This window comes from Achromobacter spanius, from assembly GCF_029637605.1.
GTDB lineage: Bacteria > Pseudomonadota > Gammaproteobacteria > Burkholderiales > Burkholderiaceae_B > Achromobacter > Achromobacter spanius_E.
Window position 1 is genome coordinate 3,081,387 of record NZ_CP121261.1, and the last position, 15,793, is coordinate 3,097,179.

Below are 15,793 nucleotides of genomic sequence, written 5' to 3' on the forward strand. Positions count from 1 at the left end.
ACAGCTTGAGGTCACCGGCGGGCCGCGCCCGGAGGTCAGGCGATGAAATCCATCGCGGCGGGATAGCCTTCCACCGCGCGCGCGGCCAGGATGGCGCGCTGCACCGCGATGGCCATGGCTTCGGCCGCCATTACGCCCAGCAACATGACGTTGCCCGGCTTGCCCGACGTGCCGGTGCCCAGCGTAAAAATCGTGTCGCCGTCCAGCATGGTGTGGATGGGGTTGATGCTGCGGGCCAGTCCATCGTGGGCCATGCCGGCGATTTTCTGCGCCTGCGCCTTGGTCAGCGTGGCATCGGTGGCGACCACGCCGATGGTGGTGGCCGTGCCCGCGCGCATCGACCGGGGCAGGTCGCCGGCCAGGATGGCCGCGCGCGTATCCAGGAACTGCTTGCCGTCCGCCGTGCGCGCGCCAGCCAGGATGCGGCCGGTGGCGGGGTCCAGCACGTCGCCCACTGCGTTGACCGCCACGATGGCGCCCACCGTCACGCCCGCCACCGTCAGCGACGCGCTGCCGATGCCGCCCTTCATGGCGCGCTTGGGGCCGTACAGCTTGCCCACGGTAGCGCCCGCGCCCGCCCCCACGTTGCCTTCCTCGGGTGCGTCGGTGGACGCCGTCTTGCACGCCTGGTAGCCCGCCGCCGCATCCGGGCGGATCGACGCATCGCCCACGCCCAGATCGAACAGGATGGCCGACGGCACGATGGGCACGTGCGCCACGCCGACGTCAAAGCCGATCTTCTTTTCTTCCAGGTAGCGCATCACGCCGCTGGCGGCGTCCAGCCCGAACGCGCTGCCGCCCGACAGCACGATGGCATGCACTTTTTCCACCATGTTGACGGGGTTGAGCAAATCGGTTTCACGGGTGCCGGGCGCGGCGCCGCGCACATCCACGCCGCCCGTTGCACCCGCTTCGGCAATGATGACCGTGCAGCCGGTGGGGCGGCGCGTGTCGGTGTAGTGCCCCACGCGCAAGCCCGCAACCTGGGTAATGCTGCCGCCCCCTGGCATCAGCCGCGAGCCATTGGCTTGGGCGGGCATGCCGCCAGCCATAGCCGCCGCGCCCGCGGCAGCCGCCATGAATGTCCGCCTGTTCCATTGCTGTTCCAAACCCATCTCCCTTTCCTTGCGGATGACTTGCTGCGATTTACCCGATGACGCCCCGACCGCTACATACCGATCGGAAACTTGTTAATTACTAAAAGCTATATTTTTACTATTCCTTATGCTTTGTGGAAAAATAGGTGCGTTGCTAGAGTGCGGCTATGACGGGGGCCCGCGCATCACGGAGCCCTCCAACATGACACCGATATTCCGGAGCATTGCCATGAAACTCTTACGCTCGTTGTTCATTGCCGGCCTGATCCAGGCCACCGCCTTGGGCGCCGCCCACGCCCAATCCGGGCTGGACCAGATCAAGTCCGCGGGCACCTTCAAAATTGGCACCGAAGGCACCTACGCCCCCTTCACCTTCCACGACGCATCGGGGCAGCTTACCGGTTTTGACGTAGAGATTGGGCGCGCCATTGCCGAACGCCTGGGCGTCAAAGCCCAGTTCGTCGAAGGTAAATGGGACGGCCTCATTGCCGGCCTGGACGCCAAGCGCTATGACGTCGTGATCAACCAGGTGGGCATCACCGACGCGCGCAAACAAAAATACGACTTTTCTGATCCGTACATCTCGTCGGCTGCGGTGTTGATCGTGCGCGACGACAACACCAGCATCAAGTCCTTCGATGACCTCAAGGGCAAGAAGTCGGCCAATACGCTGACCAGCAATTTCGGCAAGCTGGCGCAAAGCCACGGCGCGGAAGTGGTGGCGGTGCAGGGCTTTAACGAAGCCATTGACCTCTTGACCTCGGGCCGCGTGGAAGCCACGGTCAACGACAAGCTATCGTTCCTGGATTTCAAGAAGCAAAAGCCCAACGCCAAGGTGAAGATCGCCGCCACCGACAAGACCGCTGAATTCAGCAACTCGGGCGTGCTGATGCGCAAGGGCAACCCCGAACTGCAGGCCGCCATCAACAAGGCCCTGGCGGATATCAAGGCTGACGGCACCTACAAGACCATTTCGGTCAAATACTTCGGCACGGATTTGTCGGCGCAATAAGCCACGGACACACACATGACGCTACCTACCTGGCTCCAGGCCGTCATCCCCGATTGGCTGCTGGCGCAGATCGGGTCATGGACCGTGCCGGCCTGGGTGCAATTGATGGCCGATTCGTTCTGGCCGCTGCTGCACGCCGGGCTGGTGTTCACCGTACCGCTGACCTTGATGTCGTTCGCGCTGGGCCTGGCACTGGCGTTCGTGGTGGCGTTGATCCGGCTGTTCGGGCCGGCGCCGCTGGTGGCGCTGGTGCGCTTTTATGTGTGGCTGATCCGGGGCACGCCGCTGCTGGTGCAGTTGTTCGTGATTTTTTACGGCCTGCCCAGCGTGGGCATCGTGCTGGATCCCTTGCCCGCCGCCTTGATCGGCTTCACGCTGAACGTGGGCGCCTACAACTCCGAAGTCATCCGGGGTGCCATCGAATCCATTACCAAGGGCCAATGGGAAGCGGCCTACTCGCTGAGCATGACGCGCGGCCAGGCACTGCGCCGCACGATTTTGCCGCAAGCCGCCCGCGTGGCGGTGCCGCCGCTGTCGAACTCATTCATTGCACTGGTCAAGGACACGTCGCTGGCGGCGGTGCTGACCGTGCCCGAGATCTTCCAGGCGGCCCAGCGCATTGCGGCGGTTACGTATGAACCGCTGATCCTCTATACCGAAGCCGCGCTGATCTACCTGGTGTTCAGTTCTGTGTTGTCCGCCGCGCAAGTGCGCCTGGAACGGCGCTTTGGCCAGCACGCGGTGTTTTCCGAGAAGACCCGATGATACGGCTGCAGAAAATCGAAAAATCGTTTGGCGGCAATCCGGTGCTCAAGCAGGTGGACGTCAGCATAGCCGAAGGCAGCGTCACCGCGCTGATCGGCCCGTCCGGCAGCGGCAAGAGCACATTGCTACGCTGTGTGAACCTGCTGGAAGTGCCCGACTTTGGCACGCTTGCCATCGGCCCCGAAACCGTCGACTTCGAGCCCGGGAAGAAGCTGACGCGGGAACAGGTGCAGCGCGTGCGCAGGCAGACGGGCATGGTGTTCCAGAATTTTCAGTTGTTCCCGCACCAGACGGTGATGGGCAACGTCATGGAAGGCCTGCTGACCGTAAAGAAGTGGCCGCTGGACCAGGCCCGCGCGCGCGCGGAAGAGCTGCTGAAGAAAGTGGGCATGTCCGAAAAGGCCGACGCCTGGCCCGCCAACCTGTCTGGCGGACAACAACAGCGCGTGGCGATCGCGCGCGCGCTGGCGCCGGCGCCGCGCGTGTTGCTGTGCGACGAACCCACGTCCGCGCTGGACCCCGGCCTGGCGGCCGAAGTGGTGGATGTGCTGCGCCAGTTGGCCGCCGAAGGCATGACCATGCTGATGGCCACGCACGACCTGCGCCTGGCCGCCAACGTGTCGCGCGAAGTGGTGTTTCTATTGGATGGCGTGGTGGTCGAATCCGGTGAATCCCGCACGCTGTTTTCCCGGCCATCGGATCAAAGGACCGCGGCGTTTATTTCAACGCTGACGCAAGATGGCGCCTCGTAGGATGGGTGCAGCGCGAACGACCCTGCCCAAGAACACAATCACCGTTCGCGCGAAACCCATCAACCGGCCGTGGACATTTAACCTGCCTGCAAAAAAACCTGCGTGATGGCCGCGTCGTTGAAGAACGCCACCGTTGCGTGATGGCCCCGATGGTGCAAAACGCCACCGTTGCATGATGGGTTTCGCGCGGTTCATGGTCGCGTTCTTGGCCGCAGCCTGCCGCGCTGCACCCATCCTACGGTCGGACTATTCCGTCCGACATTGCTGACGCCTCGTAGGATGGGTGCAGCGCGAACAACCCTGCCCAAGAACACAATCACCGTTCGCGCGAAACCCATCAACCGGCCGCGAAGGTGGAACCACCCTCCAAAAAAAACGCGCGATGGTCGCGCCGGTGCAAAACGCCACCGTTGCATGATGGCCCCGATGGTGCAAAACGCCACCGCTGCATGATGGCCCCGATGGTGCAAAACGCCACCGTTGCATGATGGGTTTCGCGCGGTTCATGGTCGCGTTCTTGGCCGCAGCCTGCCGCGCTGCACCCATCCTACGGTCGGACTCTCTCATCCGACATCATCATTTTGGCGGCAAATTTCCTGCGGGATCAACCGCTTGGCCGTTGTAGCGGAGCTCGAAATACAGGCCGACCTGCTTGCTGTCGCTGTTGCCCATCTCGGCGATTTTCTGGCCTTGTTTTACGCTCTGGCCTTCTTTGACCAGCAGCTTGCGGTTGTGCGCGTAGATGCTCAGAAAACTTGCGTTGTGCTTGACGATCACCAGATGGCCGTAGCCGCGCAGGCCGCTGCCGGAATAGGCCACGGTGCCGCTGGCCGACGCTACCACCGGCGTGCCCGAACTGTTGGAAATGACGATGCCGTTGGATCCGCCGCCGTCATACCCGCGCGTGACCTTGCCTTGTGCCGGCCATACCAGCGAGATGGCGCCGGGAGGCGCCGTGCGGCGCTTGCCGGCCGATGCAGACGCGCGCGACGAGCCGGTGGGTTTGGATGCGGACTTGCTGGACTTGGACGTGCGGGCCTGCCCGGCGGGCGGCTCCACCCGCAGCATCTGCCCCACTTCGATCGTGTTCGAATTCGGCAGGCGGTTCCAGCGCACCAGGTTGCTGACCGTCGTGCCCTGCTTGCGCGCGATCTGGGTCAGCGTGTCGCCGGACTGCACCCGGTAGTAGCCGGGCTGGACCTTGGTGGTGCCGCACGCCGACAGGAGCAACGCCAGGGCCACGATGCATAGGCCCATCCAGAGCCTCGCCTTGGTCCGCGACAGACGGGATAAGGTCGTCAAGGACGTGGCAAGAACTGGCGGCGTGGACGCGGTCGGGGCGGACAGGGAAAGCACTGAAACCTGGGGCACAGAAATAGGCAATGGTTGGGTCTGAACGATCGGATAGGAACGAGCAAGAACGGCAAAAACCAGCTAAACACGCAGAAATCAACACACGCAGAAATCAACGTAAGCGCGTTAAAGAATAGCAAGCGCGAGCAAGCAGGTCGGCAAGCGGGACAGCCAGCTAGCAAGAAGGGTACCAAGATTTTTGCGAAACCGGTGCCACGCTGGGCCGAGCTGTGCTGAGCCACGCCGGGCATCGACTAGAATGCCGCTATGTCCGAATTGACCCGCCTCTTCCGCTTCAGGAGCGCCGTGCGCGCCCGGGGCGTGTTGTGGCTGGCGCTTCTGGCCTTGACCCTGCGCGCGCTGGTGCCTACCGGCTACATGCCGGATGCCAACGCCCTGCATGAAGGCCGGCTGGAAGTCACTTTCTGCTCGGCAGGCGGCGAATTGTCCACGCTGGATCTGGTGCTGGACAAGCGCAGCCCCGGCGGCCCGACCTCACACGATACCGCCGACACCGGCGCGCAATGTCCCTTCGGACTGTTGGCGCACGTGGCGCCCGCGCCCACCCCCACCGTCACGCCGATTCTGTTGCCCGCTGGCCGGCCCGCGCCGCCTGCGGCCACCTATCGCGCCCTGCCCCCGCTGGCCGCCCATGGCCCGCCCTTAGGCTCGCGCGCCCCACCCTTCTTGGCCTGACTCCGCCTGACCGCGCGGCCCCGCCGCGCGCCTAGCCACACGTCAACCCAAGAGGTTTTCATGCGTTTCCCGCGCTCTATGTCATTGCGCGCGCCCGCGGGCGCCGCGCCTTCCCACGCGCCCGATCCCCGACGCCGCCTGCTCTTGTCTTCCCTGGCCCTGCTGGCCCTGAGCGGCTGCGGCCCCGACGCCCCCAAACTCCACGGCATGGACTTGTCCGGCATGCCCACGGGCGATTTCCAACTGCAGGACAAGACCGGTCAAGAGCGCCGGCTGGCTGACTACCGTGGCCACCCCATCCTGCTCTTCTTCGGCTTTACCCAATGCCCCGACATCTGCCCCACGGCGCTGACCCGCGCCCTGGAAATGAAGGATCTGCTGGGCGCCGAGGCCGACAAGTTGCGCGTGCTGTTCATCACCGTGGACCCCGAGCGCGACACGCCGGAAATCCTCAGTGCCTACACCGAGGCCTTCGACCCCAGCTTCGTGGGCCTGCGCGGCTCGGCGGAACAGACCCGCGCCGCCGCCCAGTCCTTCAAAGTGTTCTATCAGAAGGTTCCCACCGGCTCGTCCTACACCATGGACCACACCGCACTGACCTACGTGATCGACGCCCAGGGCAAGTTGCGCCTGGCGCTACGCCACGCACAAACCGCCGCCGAGTGCGTGGAAGACCTGCGCACCGTGCTGTAGCGCGGCGCGCCGACCGCGCCCGGGCTTCCTATGGATCCCCTAGCCCGATATCCCCACACATCCTAATAAATACAGAGACCCCATCATGAAGAACCTCAAGCTGCGCACGTTTGCCACCGCCCTGTCCCTGTCCGTGCTGGCAGGCTTTGCGTCCCCCTCCCTCGCTGCCGATGCCCCGCTGAAGGTGGAAGACGCCTGGGTTCGCGCCACGGTTCCCAACCAGCACGCCACGGGCGTGTTCATGCGCCTGACCTCGCCAGACGCGGGCCGCCTGGTGGCCGTGGAGTCCGACGCCGCCAAGCATGTGGAAGTCCACGAAATGGCGATGCAGGACAACGTCATGAAAATGCGCCAGGTGCCCGCCGTCGACTTGCCGGCCGGCAAGGCGGTGGACCTGAAGCCGGGCGGCTACCACGTCATGCTGATCGACCTGGCCCGCCAGATCACACCGGGCGACCACGTGCAACTGACGCTGATCGTTGAAGATGCCAAGCAGCAACAGCACCGGGTGTCGGTCACGGCAGAAGCGCGCGCGTTGAACGCGAAAGCCGGCGCTGCGCAAGGCGGCACCCACGGCCACTAACGCGCTCTATATATAGAGGGCATTCATAGAGAACGCGATTGGCGGCGGCAAAACCGGGGACGCACACAAGCCCGCGCCGCCAGCGTGTCGCGCTGAATCGCCATACAATGCCTGCACGTCCACCGTCGGCGCCTGAATTCAAGGCCCGACGGCAGCCGGCCACTTGCGCCGCGCGCCGGATGCCTGCGTTCCGCGCCGCCGGGCGCTTGACCCGCCGGCGGGCCGCCGGCAACTCTGTGTCTGGATATGCCCGGTAGTTCCGCTTTTTCATTCCTGCGTACCCTTTGCAGCCTGCGCTGGCTTGCCATCGCCGGCCAAGCCGCCACCATCCTGCTGGCCAGCAGCGTGCTGGGCCTTGCCCTGCCGCTTGAGCCCCTGTGGATCGGCGTGGGCGTTCTCATCGGCTTCAATGCCTATGCCAGCCTGCGGCTGCGCCATCCCCGCGACCTGTCCCACGCCACCGCCTTCGGCCATCTGCTGGTGGACATGGCCGCCTTGTCGTGGATGATTGGCTGGAGCGGCGGCATCAGCAACCCGTTCGGCATGATGTTTTTGATCCTGACCGCGCTGGCGGCCCTGGCGCTGCCGCGCAATTGGGCGCTGGCGGCGGCGCTGGCCGGTATTTGCGGCTATGCGGCGGCGGGCATCTTCGGCCAGCCCCTGCGCGGTGACGTAGACACGCACACGCTGCTGCTGTGGGGCCTGGGCGCCAACTTCCTGATTTCGGTGATCGTGGTGCTGGTGTTTTCCACCCGCCTGGCGTCTGACCTGCGCGCCCGCGAGCGCGAACTGGCCCGCCTGCGCGAACGCTTCACCCGCAATGAAGGCATCGTTGCGCTGGCCACCCACGCCGCCGCGATGGCGCACGAACTGAACACCCCGCTGGCCACCATGACCTTGCTGGCCGACGAGATCGCCGCCGAGGTCAAGGACGAAGACCTGCGCGAAGATGTGTCCACCCTGAGCCAATTACTGGCCCTGTGCCGGGAACGCATCCGCAATCTGGCGGTCCCAACCGCCGTGGACCTGGTTCGTGTGGTGGGCCAATGGCGCTTGATCCGGCCAACGATCGACCTGCAACGCTCGGGCGCCTTGCCCCCCAGCCTGCGGGTGGATCCGGCGATCGCCCACTTGTTGCAGGCGCTGTTGAACAACGCGGCGGACGCTGGCGAAGCCGCCGAGACGCTGCGCGTGGACCTGCATCTGGAATATGGCTACGGCGCCTTGCGCGGTGAAGTGCGGGACTACGGGCGGGGCTTCGACCCTGACCAGACCCTGCTGCCCGCCACCAGCCTGTTCAACAGCGGCAAGCCGGGCGGGCTGGGCGTCGGCCTGGCGCTGTCGCATGCCACCGTGGAGCAGCTAGGCGGCGAGATGACCATGACCGCCGCCGTCGGGGGAGGCACCCGCATCCGTTTTTACCTGCCCCTGGGCAACCCCGGAACTTGATTGTGATGAACCCTACCGACCTTGGCCTGTTGATCGACGACGACGAACTGTATGTGCGCACCTTGCAGCGCAGCCTGTCGCGTCGCGGCCTGGAAACCCGAACCGCCACGGGCATTGCCGAAGCGCTGCGCGTGGCCGAGGAGATTCGTCCGGCTTTCGCCCTGGTGGACCTGCGCCTGGGCGAAGACTCCGGCCTGACGCTGATCCGCCCCTTGCGCGCCCTGCGCCCTGACATGCGGATCCTGCTGGTCACCGGCTACGCCAGCGTGGCCACCGCCGTCGAGGCCATCAAGCGCGGCGCGGACGACTACCTGCCCAAGCCCGCCACCGCGCCGATGATCCTGCGCACGCTGGGTCTGGTGAAGCCAGAATCCGTTACCATCGAAACGACCATGACACCCTTGCACCGCCTAGAATGGGAACACATTCATCAGGCCCTGCACGAAACCGGCGGTAATGTTTCGGCGGCGGCGCGCCTCCTGGGCATGCATCGGCGGTCGTTACAGCGCAAGCTGGCCAAGAAACCGGGGCCGGAACGCGAAGTACTCGTCGACTGATTGGTGCGGGTGCGACACTTCTTTACAACACCCCATTGTGCAGGTGCGACATAACGTCGCACCCCCTGCACCTCTCCTGGGGCAACTACTCCCCTAGGAAAACCCTGAATCTGCCCCACTGGGGGCTGATTCCTCCCAGGCAATGCGACCATTCGTCGCATGCTTGACGGATATCAAGCCGATAGGATGGACGTTGCTGCTTGGCAGCATTTCGCCCTGCTGCTCCGCAGCATTTCCAACCCTCCATCCAAGGCTGTACGTGAAACACCCCCTCCTTGCGACCCTAACGCGCATTTTTGGCGTCGGCGCGGTCATGCTGCTTGGCGGCTGCAACATGGAAATTCTCTCGCCCAAGGGAGATATTGGCGCCCAGGAAAAGACTTTGCTGTTCACGGCGACGGGGCTGATGCTCATCGTTGTGATTCCAGTACTGATCATGATCGTGGCGTTTGCGTGGAAATATCGCGCATCCAATACCAAAGCTGACTACCAGCCCAAGTGGGCCCACTCCACGGCGATTGAAGTCGTGGTCTGGACCGTTCCTTGTATCATCGTGGCGATTCTGGCCGTGATCACCTGGCGCTCCACGCACGCGCTGGATCCCTACAAGCCGCTTGTTTCCGAACACAAGCCCGTCACCATCGAGGTGGTGTCGCTGGATTGGAAGTGGCTGTTCATCTACCCCGAATACGACATCGCCACGGTCAACGAGATCGCGTTCCCCGTGGACGTTCCGGTCAACTTCCGGATCACGTCGGCCTCGGTCATGAATTCGTTCTTCATTCCGCAACTGGGTAGCCAAATCTACTCGATGGCCGGCATGGAAACGAAGTTGCACCTGAATGCGCGCGAAGCCGGCACCTACGCCGGCATCTCGGCCAACTACAGCGGCGCCGGTTTCTCCGGCATGCGCTTCAAGGCCATCGCGATGCCGCAAGAAGGGTTCGACAACTGGGTCAAGGAAGCCAAGGCTTCGCCCACCTCGCTGACCCCCGAGGTCTACGCGGAACTGACCAAGCGCAGCGAGCACAACCCGGTCGTCAAGTACGCCTCGGTGCCGCCCGCCATGTTTGATTTCGTCCTGGGCAGCACCATGTCCAAGATGGCCGGCGTGGACTCCGCCACGTGCACCTCCACGTCGAACAATCTGATCGCAGGAATTAACTAACCATGCTCGGGAAACTAACCCTCGAGGCCATTCCGTACCATGAACCTATCGTCATGGTTACGCTGGCCGCCGTGTGCCTGGGAGGCCTGGCGGTCTTCGGCGCCATCACGTACTTCGGCAAGTGGAAGTACCTTTGGACGGAATGGCTGACCTCCGTCGACCACAAGCGCATCGGCGTGATGTACATCATCGTCGCGCTGATCATGCTGCTGCGCGGCTTTGCCGACGCCATCATGATGCGTACCCAGTTGGCGGTGGCTTCCGCCGACTCCGCCGGCTTCCTGCCACCGCACCACTACGACCAGATCTTCACCGCCCACGGCGTCATCATGATTTTCTTCATGGCGATGCCCTTCATTACCGGGCTGATGAACATCGTGGTGCCGCTGCAGATCGGCGCCCGCGACGTGGCCTACCCGTTCCTGAACTCGCTGAGCTTCTGGCTGTTCGGCGCCGGCGTTGCGTTGATGATGATCTCGCTGTTCGTGGGCGAATTCGCCGCGACCGGCTGGCTGGCGTATCCGCCGTTGTCAGGGCTGGATTACAGCCCAAGCGTCGGGGTGGACTACTACATCTGGGCACTCCAGATATCCGGGTTGGGCACCACGCTTAGCGGCATCAACTTCATCGTGACCATCCTGCGCATGCGCGCACCGGGCATGAGCCTGATGAAGATGCCGATTTTCACGTGGACCTCGCTGGTCACCAACGTGCTGATCGTCGCCGCCTTCCCCGTCCTGGCCGCAACGCTTGCGCTGTTGACCATGGACCGCTACCTGGGCACGCACTTCTTCACGAACGACATGGGCGGCAACGTCATGATGTACGTGAACCTGATCTGGATCTGGGGTCACCCCGAGGTCTACATCCTGGTGCTGCCGGCGTTTGGCGTGTATTCGGAAGTGGTTGCCACCTTTGCCCGCAAGACGCTGTTCGGCTACAAGTCCATGGTCTACGCCACGGCCGCCATCGGCGTGCTGTCGTTCCTGGTCTGGCTGCACCACTTCTTCACGATGGGCGCGGGGGCCAACGTCAATGCCTTCTTCGGCATTGCAACAATGATTATCTCGATCCCGACGGGCGCGAAGATTTTCAACTGGCTGTTCACCATCTACCGCGGCCGCCTGCGCATCACGACGCCGGTGCTGTGGACGCTGGGCTTCATGATCGTCTTCGTCATCGGCGGCATGACCGGCGTGATGCTGGCCATCCCCGGCGTGTCTTTCGTGCTGCACAACAGCTTGTTCCTGATCGCCCACTTCCACAACACCATCATCGGTGGCGTGGTGTTCGGTTGTATCGCGGGCATGACGTACTGGTTCCCGAAGGCATTCGGCTTCACGCTGAATGAGCGCCTGGGCCGCTACTCGTTCTACTGCTGGTTCGTGGGCTTCTTCATGGCCTTCATGCCCCTGTACATCCTGGGCTTCAAGGGCATGACGCGTCGCCTGAACCACTACGACAACCCCGAATGGCAGCCGTACCTGCTGGTCGCGCTGGCTGGCGCCGCGCTGATCATGCTGGGCATCTGGTTCCTGCTGCAGCAAGTGTTCGTGTCGGTTCGCCAGCGCAAGCAAAACCAGGACGTCACCGGCGATCCCTGGGATGGCCGCACCCTGGAATGGTCGATTTCGTCGCCCGCTCCTTTCTACAACTTTGCCCACGTTCCTCACGTTGATGAGCTGGACCAGTTCTGGGAAGACAAGCAGAACGGCAAGGCCTACAAGCGCCCGGCCAAGTACGAAGACATCCACATGCCGCGTAACACCGGCGCCGGTGTGTACATCGGCCTGTTCGGCCTGGTCATGTGCTTTGCGCTGATCTGGCACATCTGGTGGCTCGCCGGTGCCGGCTTCATCGGCATGGTCGGTTCGTTCATCGCCCGCGCCTACGACCGCGACGTCGATTACTGGGTCCCGGCCGCGGAAGTCGAACGCATCGAAAACGCTCACTTTGACAAAATGCAGAAGGCCGCCTGAGCCATGATTCAAGCCGTAGCCACTCACCCCCACGCGGGTCACGACGATCACGCGCATCACGACGATGGATCCAAGACCGTTTTCGGTTTCTGGGTCTATCTGATGAGCGACTTGCTGATCTTTTCGGTGCTGTTCGCCACGTTCGCGGTGTTGTCCAACGCCACCGCGGGCGGCCCCACGGGCAAGGAACTGTTCGACCTGAAGTTCGTGCTGGTCGAAACGCTGTTGCTGTTGTTCTCCAGCTTCACCTTCGGCATGGCCAACCTGAACGTGCACGCCAACAACAAGTCCCGCGCGATGGGCTGGTTGATGGTCACGTTCCTGTTCGGCGCGGGCTTTATCGCGATGGAAGTCTGGGAATTCCATCACCTGATCACTGAAGGCGCCGGCCCGGGCCGCAGTGCTTACCTGTCGGCGTTCTTCACGCTGATCGGCACGCACGGCCTGCACGTCACCTTCGGCCTGATCTGGATCATCGTCATGCTCGACATGATCCGCCGCCATGGCCTGGACTCGATCAACAAGCGTCGCCTGGCGTGCCTGAGCCTGTTCTGGCACTTCCTGGACATCGTCTGGATCTGCGTCTTCACCTTCGTCTATCTCATGGGAGCCATCTGATGTCGCACTCCGCTGCGGCCGCACACGGCCACGACGATCACGCCGCCGACCACGGCAGCCTGAAGTCCTACATCATCGGTTTCGTGCTCTCGCTGCTGCTCACCTTCGGCTCTTTCGGCCTGGTGATGCACGGCGCGCTGTCGCACACCATCACCATCGTCGGCGTCATTGCCCTGTGCGTGCTCCAGTTGCTGGTGCAACTGGTGTACTTCCTGCACATGGGCGCGTCGAAGTCGGCGCGCGACAACCTCGCCGCATTCGTCTTCACCGTGATGATCATCGCCATCATCGTGGGCGGTTCGGCATGGGTGCTGTACAACATGAACGTCAACATGGGCCACGCCATGTAATGACGGCTTGCCGCCGACACTGCTAGTCAGCGTCAACGCAAAAAAACAGGCGCCTTCGGGCGCCTGTTTTGTTTTGGAGCGCATGCACCGTGCGCGGCCGCCTAGCCTGGCGCCTTCACCGTCAGCGTCACGTTGGCGCGCATGGCCAGATCGCGGGCGGATACGCCCACAAAGGGCTGCACGCGCGACGTCTGGTCCAGATCGCAACTGGCCGCGCCCTGCGCGCCGTCCAGCACCTGCCGGATCGCCCGCGCGCCTGTCGGGCTGATGGGGCCGGTGTTGCTCAGTTGCCAGGCCAGCACATCCGCCACCGCCATGCCGCAACGCCATGGCGTGCGATACAGCCCGGCATCGTGCGCCAGCAACATTTGCGCCTTGGCGTCGTTGCCCAGGCGCAGCATGATCACCAGGGGCAAGGCGTCGGCATTCACGACGCCATCCAGGCGCACACCGGAATCGGTTCGGTCCGACGCATCGGCGCCCTGTTCCAGCCATTGCTGATAAAGGTCGTCGGGCAGCCACGGCAGGCTGAGCGGCGCAATGCGGTTGTTGCCCAGGCCAGTGGCGTCTTGCGTCCAGGTCAGCGGCACGCCGGCCGCCAGCAAGCGGCTGGCGGTGGCGCGCAGCTTGGCGCGCTGGCCGTCCCATGCCGGGCTGTTCTGCTTGATGGCCGCGCGAATTTCCAACTGATTCCACACGCTCAACAAGCTGGACAGGGATTCCGGTGTCAAGGCCTGGCGCGGCGGCTTGGCGGCTTGTGCCAATTGGTCCACCAGCGTCGGCTGCAGGGTGCGCGCGGCAAGCGTCAGCGCTTCGTTCAAGCCATTGCGTTGCGGCGTCTTGCTGGCGCTGTAGCCGCCCACCGCCGCGTCCGCGCCCTGAGCCAGGGCGAAGGTCACGCGCTCGGGAATGGGATACACCACCGTGGGCGTGAACTCGCCGCTGATGGCGCCGCGCAACGCTTCCAGCAAGGGCGTTTCCCACATGCCCTGGTTGCCATAGAACATGCGCACATAGGCGGCATTGACGTCGGCGCCCTTCGCCAGCAGCGCCTGGGCAAACCAGAACGTCTTGGGGCTTTGCATCGCGGCATGCAGCGCCGACCGCCCGTTCTTTTCATGTGCGTTCGGGTTGGCGCCCTTGGCCAGCAGATAGCTGAGCGTTTCCTTGTCTTCGCTGTAGTACGAAATGCGGCGCACCAGCAGCGGCGTGCCGTTGGAATCGGCCGCATCCAGGGGCGCGCCCGCCGCGATCAAGGCGTCGGCCAGCGCATAGCGTTCGGCGGCGGGGCGGGAGTCGCGAACCTCGGGCAGTGCGCTGGCCAGCAGCACATAGCCGTTGTTGGGCCCGTCTGCGCGCGCGCCGGCGGCCAACAGCACCCGCACCGTCTCCAACTGCTTGCGGGACACGGCCACCGCCAGCGCCGACGTGCCGTTCTCGTTCACGCCGTTGGGGTCCTGCCCGGCCGCCAGCTCGGCACGCACGGCGTCCAGGTCGTCCGCCTGAATCGCCTTGAAGATGGCCAGCCGGGGCCGGCATTGTTGCGCGTTCAGCGGCGCCATTTCATTCAGCGCCGCGCCGATCCGGGCAGCAATGTTGCCAGGAATGGGTTCATTGGCCGCCAGCCTGCGCGAGCAATAGAGGCGGTAGTCCTCGCGCGCCAGGGCTTCGAAGTAATTCCGCTTGTCGCGCGTCTTCGTGCTTTGTTTCCAGCGTGCATCCGCCCGGTTCAGATAGGCCGCCGTGCGCGCCGGGTCGCGCCGCAACACATCGCTCAGAATGCGGTCGGCCTGCTCGGTATCACCCGACTCGGCCAGCCAGAAGCCGTAGTCGTTCAGCGCCGTCAGCATCTGGGGATCTTTACCGGCAGGGTCGATCTCACGGTAATCCTGTTCCATGACGAATCGGCGCAGATCGGCCAGCGCGCGATTGAACTCGGCGGTCTTGGCGCGCGGCACGGCGCGCGCGACCTGATGCAGCGTGCGGAAGGTGGCGGTCACATCCACCGGCGTGCGGTATTCAAATCGCACGTCGACGGGAAAAGCCGGCATGCGCACGGGGTAGTCGGTCAGCGCTGGCCGCAGCGTGGCCAGGGCCTGCGTCTTGCGTTCCTCGTTCCAGGGCCGGTCGGCCGTCACGACAACCCGGCGTGCGTCGGCCTGCACGGTGGCCGCCACGCCGTCCGCATCCACCAGAAAGCCATCGGCGCGCGTGTCATCCGAGCCGGGATAGGCGTAGCCCACCCAGTACTGCGTTTGCGCATCCCGCGGGGCCCTGACCGTGACGTTTTCTTCGCGCGTGGCCTGCCAGCTTGCGGGGTCGATCACCAGCGGCTGCGAGCGGAAATCCAGGCTGAATTCCTTGCCCGCGCCGCGCACGTACCGATACAGGTAGAGCCGGTTCTCCATCTGCCCGACCAGCACCGCGTCCTTGACGTTCTCGGTTCCCCAGACACGTCGCTCGGGTTCGCGCAGCGGGTAGCGCGACAAGCGCATGGATTCGATAACGGCTCCGATGTCGTAGGCCTTGGCGGGCCGAGGCGCGGCCGACACGCCCGCCAAGGCCACCAGGACGGCGCCGAACAATCGGGAAACTGCGGGACGGAAGCTGCGCGGCATGCGGGGGGAAGCCAGAAGAATCAGGGACGCTGATGATACCCGCCAGCGCCCGAGCATTTACCGGCGGCCGTGGTCGGTTCTTCGGGTATGTCCTGAGACGATT

The 15,793-nt window shown here is 64.1% G+C and carries 15 protein-coding genes; 12 read left to right on the plus strand and 3 right to left on the minus strand.

The annotated features are described in order from the left end of the window. Window positions 1–35 precede the first annotated feature (35 nt). The gene (locus P8T11_RS13745) at window positions 36–1,115 is read right to left on the minus strand and encodes a P1 family peptidase (protein WP_268081427.1); all 1,080 of its coding nucleotides are present in this window, start codon (window positions 1,113–1,115) and stop codon (window positions 36–38) included. A 211-nt stretch (window positions 1,116–1,326) separates the two neighbouring features. Here P8T11_RS13745 and P8T11_RS13750 point away from each other — a divergent pair, with 211 nt between their 5' ends. The 3 genes from P8T11_RS13750 (at window position 1,327) to P8T11_RS13760 (ending at window position 3,626) form a co-directional block, all read left to right on the plus strand. Further along, complete coding sequence (locus tag P8T11_RS13750; RefSeq protein ID WP_268081425.1) at window positions 1,327–2,109, plus strand: amino acid ABC transporter substrate-binding protein; 783 nt, start codon at window positions 1,327–1,329, stop codon at window positions 2,107–2,109. An 84-nt stretch (window positions 2,110–2,193) separates the two neighbouring features. Then, complete coding sequence (locus tag P8T11_RS13755) at window positions 2,194–2,874, plus strand: ABC transporter permease subunit (RefSeq protein WP_039884473.1); 681 nt, start codon at window positions 2,194–2,196, stop codon at window positions 2,872–2,874. Beyond that, window positions 2,871–3,626 carry an amino acid ABC transporter ATP-binding protein gene (locus P8T11_RS13760; protein WP_268081424.1) on the plus strand — a complete coding sequence of 252 codons (756 nt, stop codon included), beginning with the start codon at window positions 2,871–2,873 and terminating at the stop codon, window positions 3,624–3,626. The genes P8T11_RS13755 and P8T11_RS13760 overlap by 4 nt, the downstream gene beginning before the upstream one ends. 576 nt (window positions 3,627–4,202) lie before the next feature. Here P8T11_RS13760 and P8T11_RS13765 read toward each other — a convergent pair. Further along, window positions 4,203–4,883, minus strand: a complete 681-nt coding sequence (locus P8T11_RS13765) for a peptidoglycan DD-metalloendopeptidase family protein (RefSeq protein ID WP_268081423.1) — start codon at window positions 4,881–4,883, stop codon at window positions 4,203–4,205. 363 nt (window positions 4,884–5,246) lie between these two features. On the opposite strand from P8T11_RS13765, the gene P8T11_RS13770 reads away from it, so the two are divergent. The 9 genes from P8T11_RS13770 (at window position 5,247) to cyoD (ending at window position 13,072) form a co-directional block, all read left to right on the plus strand. Further along, window positions 5,247–5,675 carry a DUF2946 family protein gene (locus tag P8T11_RS13770; protein ID WP_268081422.1) on the plus strand — a complete coding sequence of 143 codons (429 nt, stop codon included), beginning with the start codon at window positions 5,247–5,249 and terminating at the stop codon, window positions 5,673–5,675. 60 nt (window positions 5,676–5,735) lie between these two features. Beyond that, on the plus strand, window positions 5,736–6,368 hold the full coding sequence (locus P8T11_RS13775; protein ID WP_268081421.1) for an SCO family protein: 633 nt from the start codon (window positions 5,736–5,738) through the stop codon (window positions 6,366–6,368). An 85-nt stretch (window positions 6,369–6,453) separates the two neighbouring features. Continuing rightward, on the plus strand, window positions 6,454–6,951 hold the full coding sequence (locus tag P8T11_RS13780; protein ID WP_268081420.1) for a copper chaperone PCu(A)C: 498 nt from the start codon (window positions 6,454–6,456) through the stop codon (window positions 6,949–6,951). A gap of 246 nt (window positions 6,952–7,197) precedes the next feature. Next, on the plus strand, window positions 7,198–8,400 hold the full coding sequence (locus tag P8T11_RS13785; RefSeq protein ID WP_230695310.1) for an ATP-binding protein: 1,203 nt from the start codon (window positions 7,198–7,200) through the stop codon (window positions 8,398–8,400). Window positions 8,401–8,405: 5 nt separating this feature from the next. Next, entirely contained in the window at window positions 8,406–8,957 is a 552-nt protein-coding gene (locus P8T11_RS13790; RefSeq protein ID WP_043544500.1) for a response regulator transcription factor, read from the plus strand. A 259-nt stretch (window positions 8,958–9,216) separates the two neighbouring features. Then, window positions 9,217–10,125, plus strand: a complete 909-nt coding sequence (cyoA, locus tag P8T11_RS13795; RefSeq protein WP_268081419.1) for a ubiquinol oxidase subunit II — start codon at window positions 9,217–9,219, stop codon at window positions 10,123–10,125. 2 nt (window positions 10,126–10,127) lie between these two features. After that, a complete protein-coding gene (gene cyoB / locus P8T11_RS13800; protein ID WP_268081417.1) occupies window positions 10,128–12,104 on the plus strand; it encodes a cytochrome o ubiquinol oxidase subunit I in 1,977 nt (658 codons plus the stop codon). A 3-nt stretch (window positions 12,105–12,107) separates the two neighbouring features. Beyond that, complete coding sequence (cyoC, locus tag P8T11_RS13805) at window positions 12,108–12,722, plus strand: cytochrome o ubiquinol oxidase subunit III (protein WP_050449915.1); 615 nt, start codon at window positions 12,108–12,110, stop codon at window positions 12,720–12,722. Further along, window positions 12,722–13,072 carry a cytochrome o ubiquinol oxidase subunit IV gene (cyoD, locus tag P8T11_RS13810; protein ID WP_268081416.1) on the plus strand — a complete coding sequence of 117 codons (351 nt, stop codon included), beginning with the start codon at window positions 12,722–12,724 and terminating at the stop codon, window positions 13,070–13,072. Before cyoC ends, cyoD begins: the two co-directional genes overlap by 1 nt. 101 nt (window positions 13,073–13,173) lie before the next feature. On the opposite strand, the gene P8T11_RS13815 is transcribed toward cyoD, so the two are convergent. After that, window positions 13,174–15,657, minus strand: coding sequence for an ankyrin repeat domain-containing protein (locus tag P8T11_RS13815; protein WP_268081415.1), 2,484 nt, complete (start codon window positions 15,655–15,657; stop codon window positions 13,174–13,176). Window positions 15,658–15,793: the final 136 nt, after the last annotated feature.

What these genes read in the sequence shown, in the direction of transcription:
- P8T11_RS13745 (WP_268081427.1), bottom strand. Translation starts at nt 1,115, where the DNA reads ATGGGTTTGGAACAGCAATGGAACAGGCGGACATTCATGGCGGCTGCC.
- P8T11_RS13750 (WP_268081425.1), top strand. Translation starts at nt 1,327, where the DNA reads ATGAAACTCTTACGCTCGTTGTTCATTGCCGGCCTGATCCAGGCCACC.
- P8T11_RS13760 (WP_268081424.1), top strand. Translation starts at nt 2,871, where the DNA reads ATGATACGGCTGCAGAAAATCGAAAAATCGTTTGGCGGCAATCCGGTG.
- P8T11_RS13765 (WP_268081423.1), bottom strand. Translation starts at nt 4,883, where the DNA reads ATGGGCCTATGCATCGTGGCCCTGGCGTTGCTCCTGTCGGCGTGCGGC.
- P8T11_RS13770 (WP_268081422.1), top strand. Translation starts at nt 5,247, where the DNA reads ATGTCCGAATTGACCCGCCTCTTCCGCTTCAGGAGCGCCGTGCGCGCC.
- P8T11_RS13775 (WP_268081421.1), top strand. Translation starts at nt 5,736, where the DNA reads ATGCGTTTCCCGCGCTCTATGTCATTGCGCGCGCCCGCGGGCGCCGCG.
- P8T11_RS13780 (WP_268081420.1), top strand. Translation starts at nt 6,454, where the DNA reads ATGAAGAACCTCAAGCTGCGCACGTTTGCCACCGCCCTGTCCCTGTCC.
- P8T11_RS13785 (WP_230695310.1), top strand. Translation starts at nt 7,198, where the DNA reads ATGCCCGGTAGTTCCGCTTTTTCATTCCTGCGTACCCTTTGCAGCCTG.
- P8T11_RS13790 (WP_043544500.1), top strand. Translation starts at nt 8,406, where the DNA reads ATGAACCCTACCGACCTTGGCCTGTTGATCGACGACGACGAACTGTAT.
- cyoB (WP_268081417.1), top strand. Translation starts at nt 10,128, where the DNA reads ATGCTCGGGAAACTAACCCTCGAGGCCATTCCGTACCATGAACCTATC.
- cyoC (WP_050449915.1), top strand. Translation starts at nt 12,108, where the DNA reads ATGATTCAAGCCGTAGCCACTCACCCCCACGCGGGTCACGACGATCAC.
- cyoD (WP_268081416.1), top strand. Translation starts at nt 12,722, where the DNA reads ATGTCGCACTCCGCTGCGGCCGCACACGGCCACGACGATCACGCCGCC.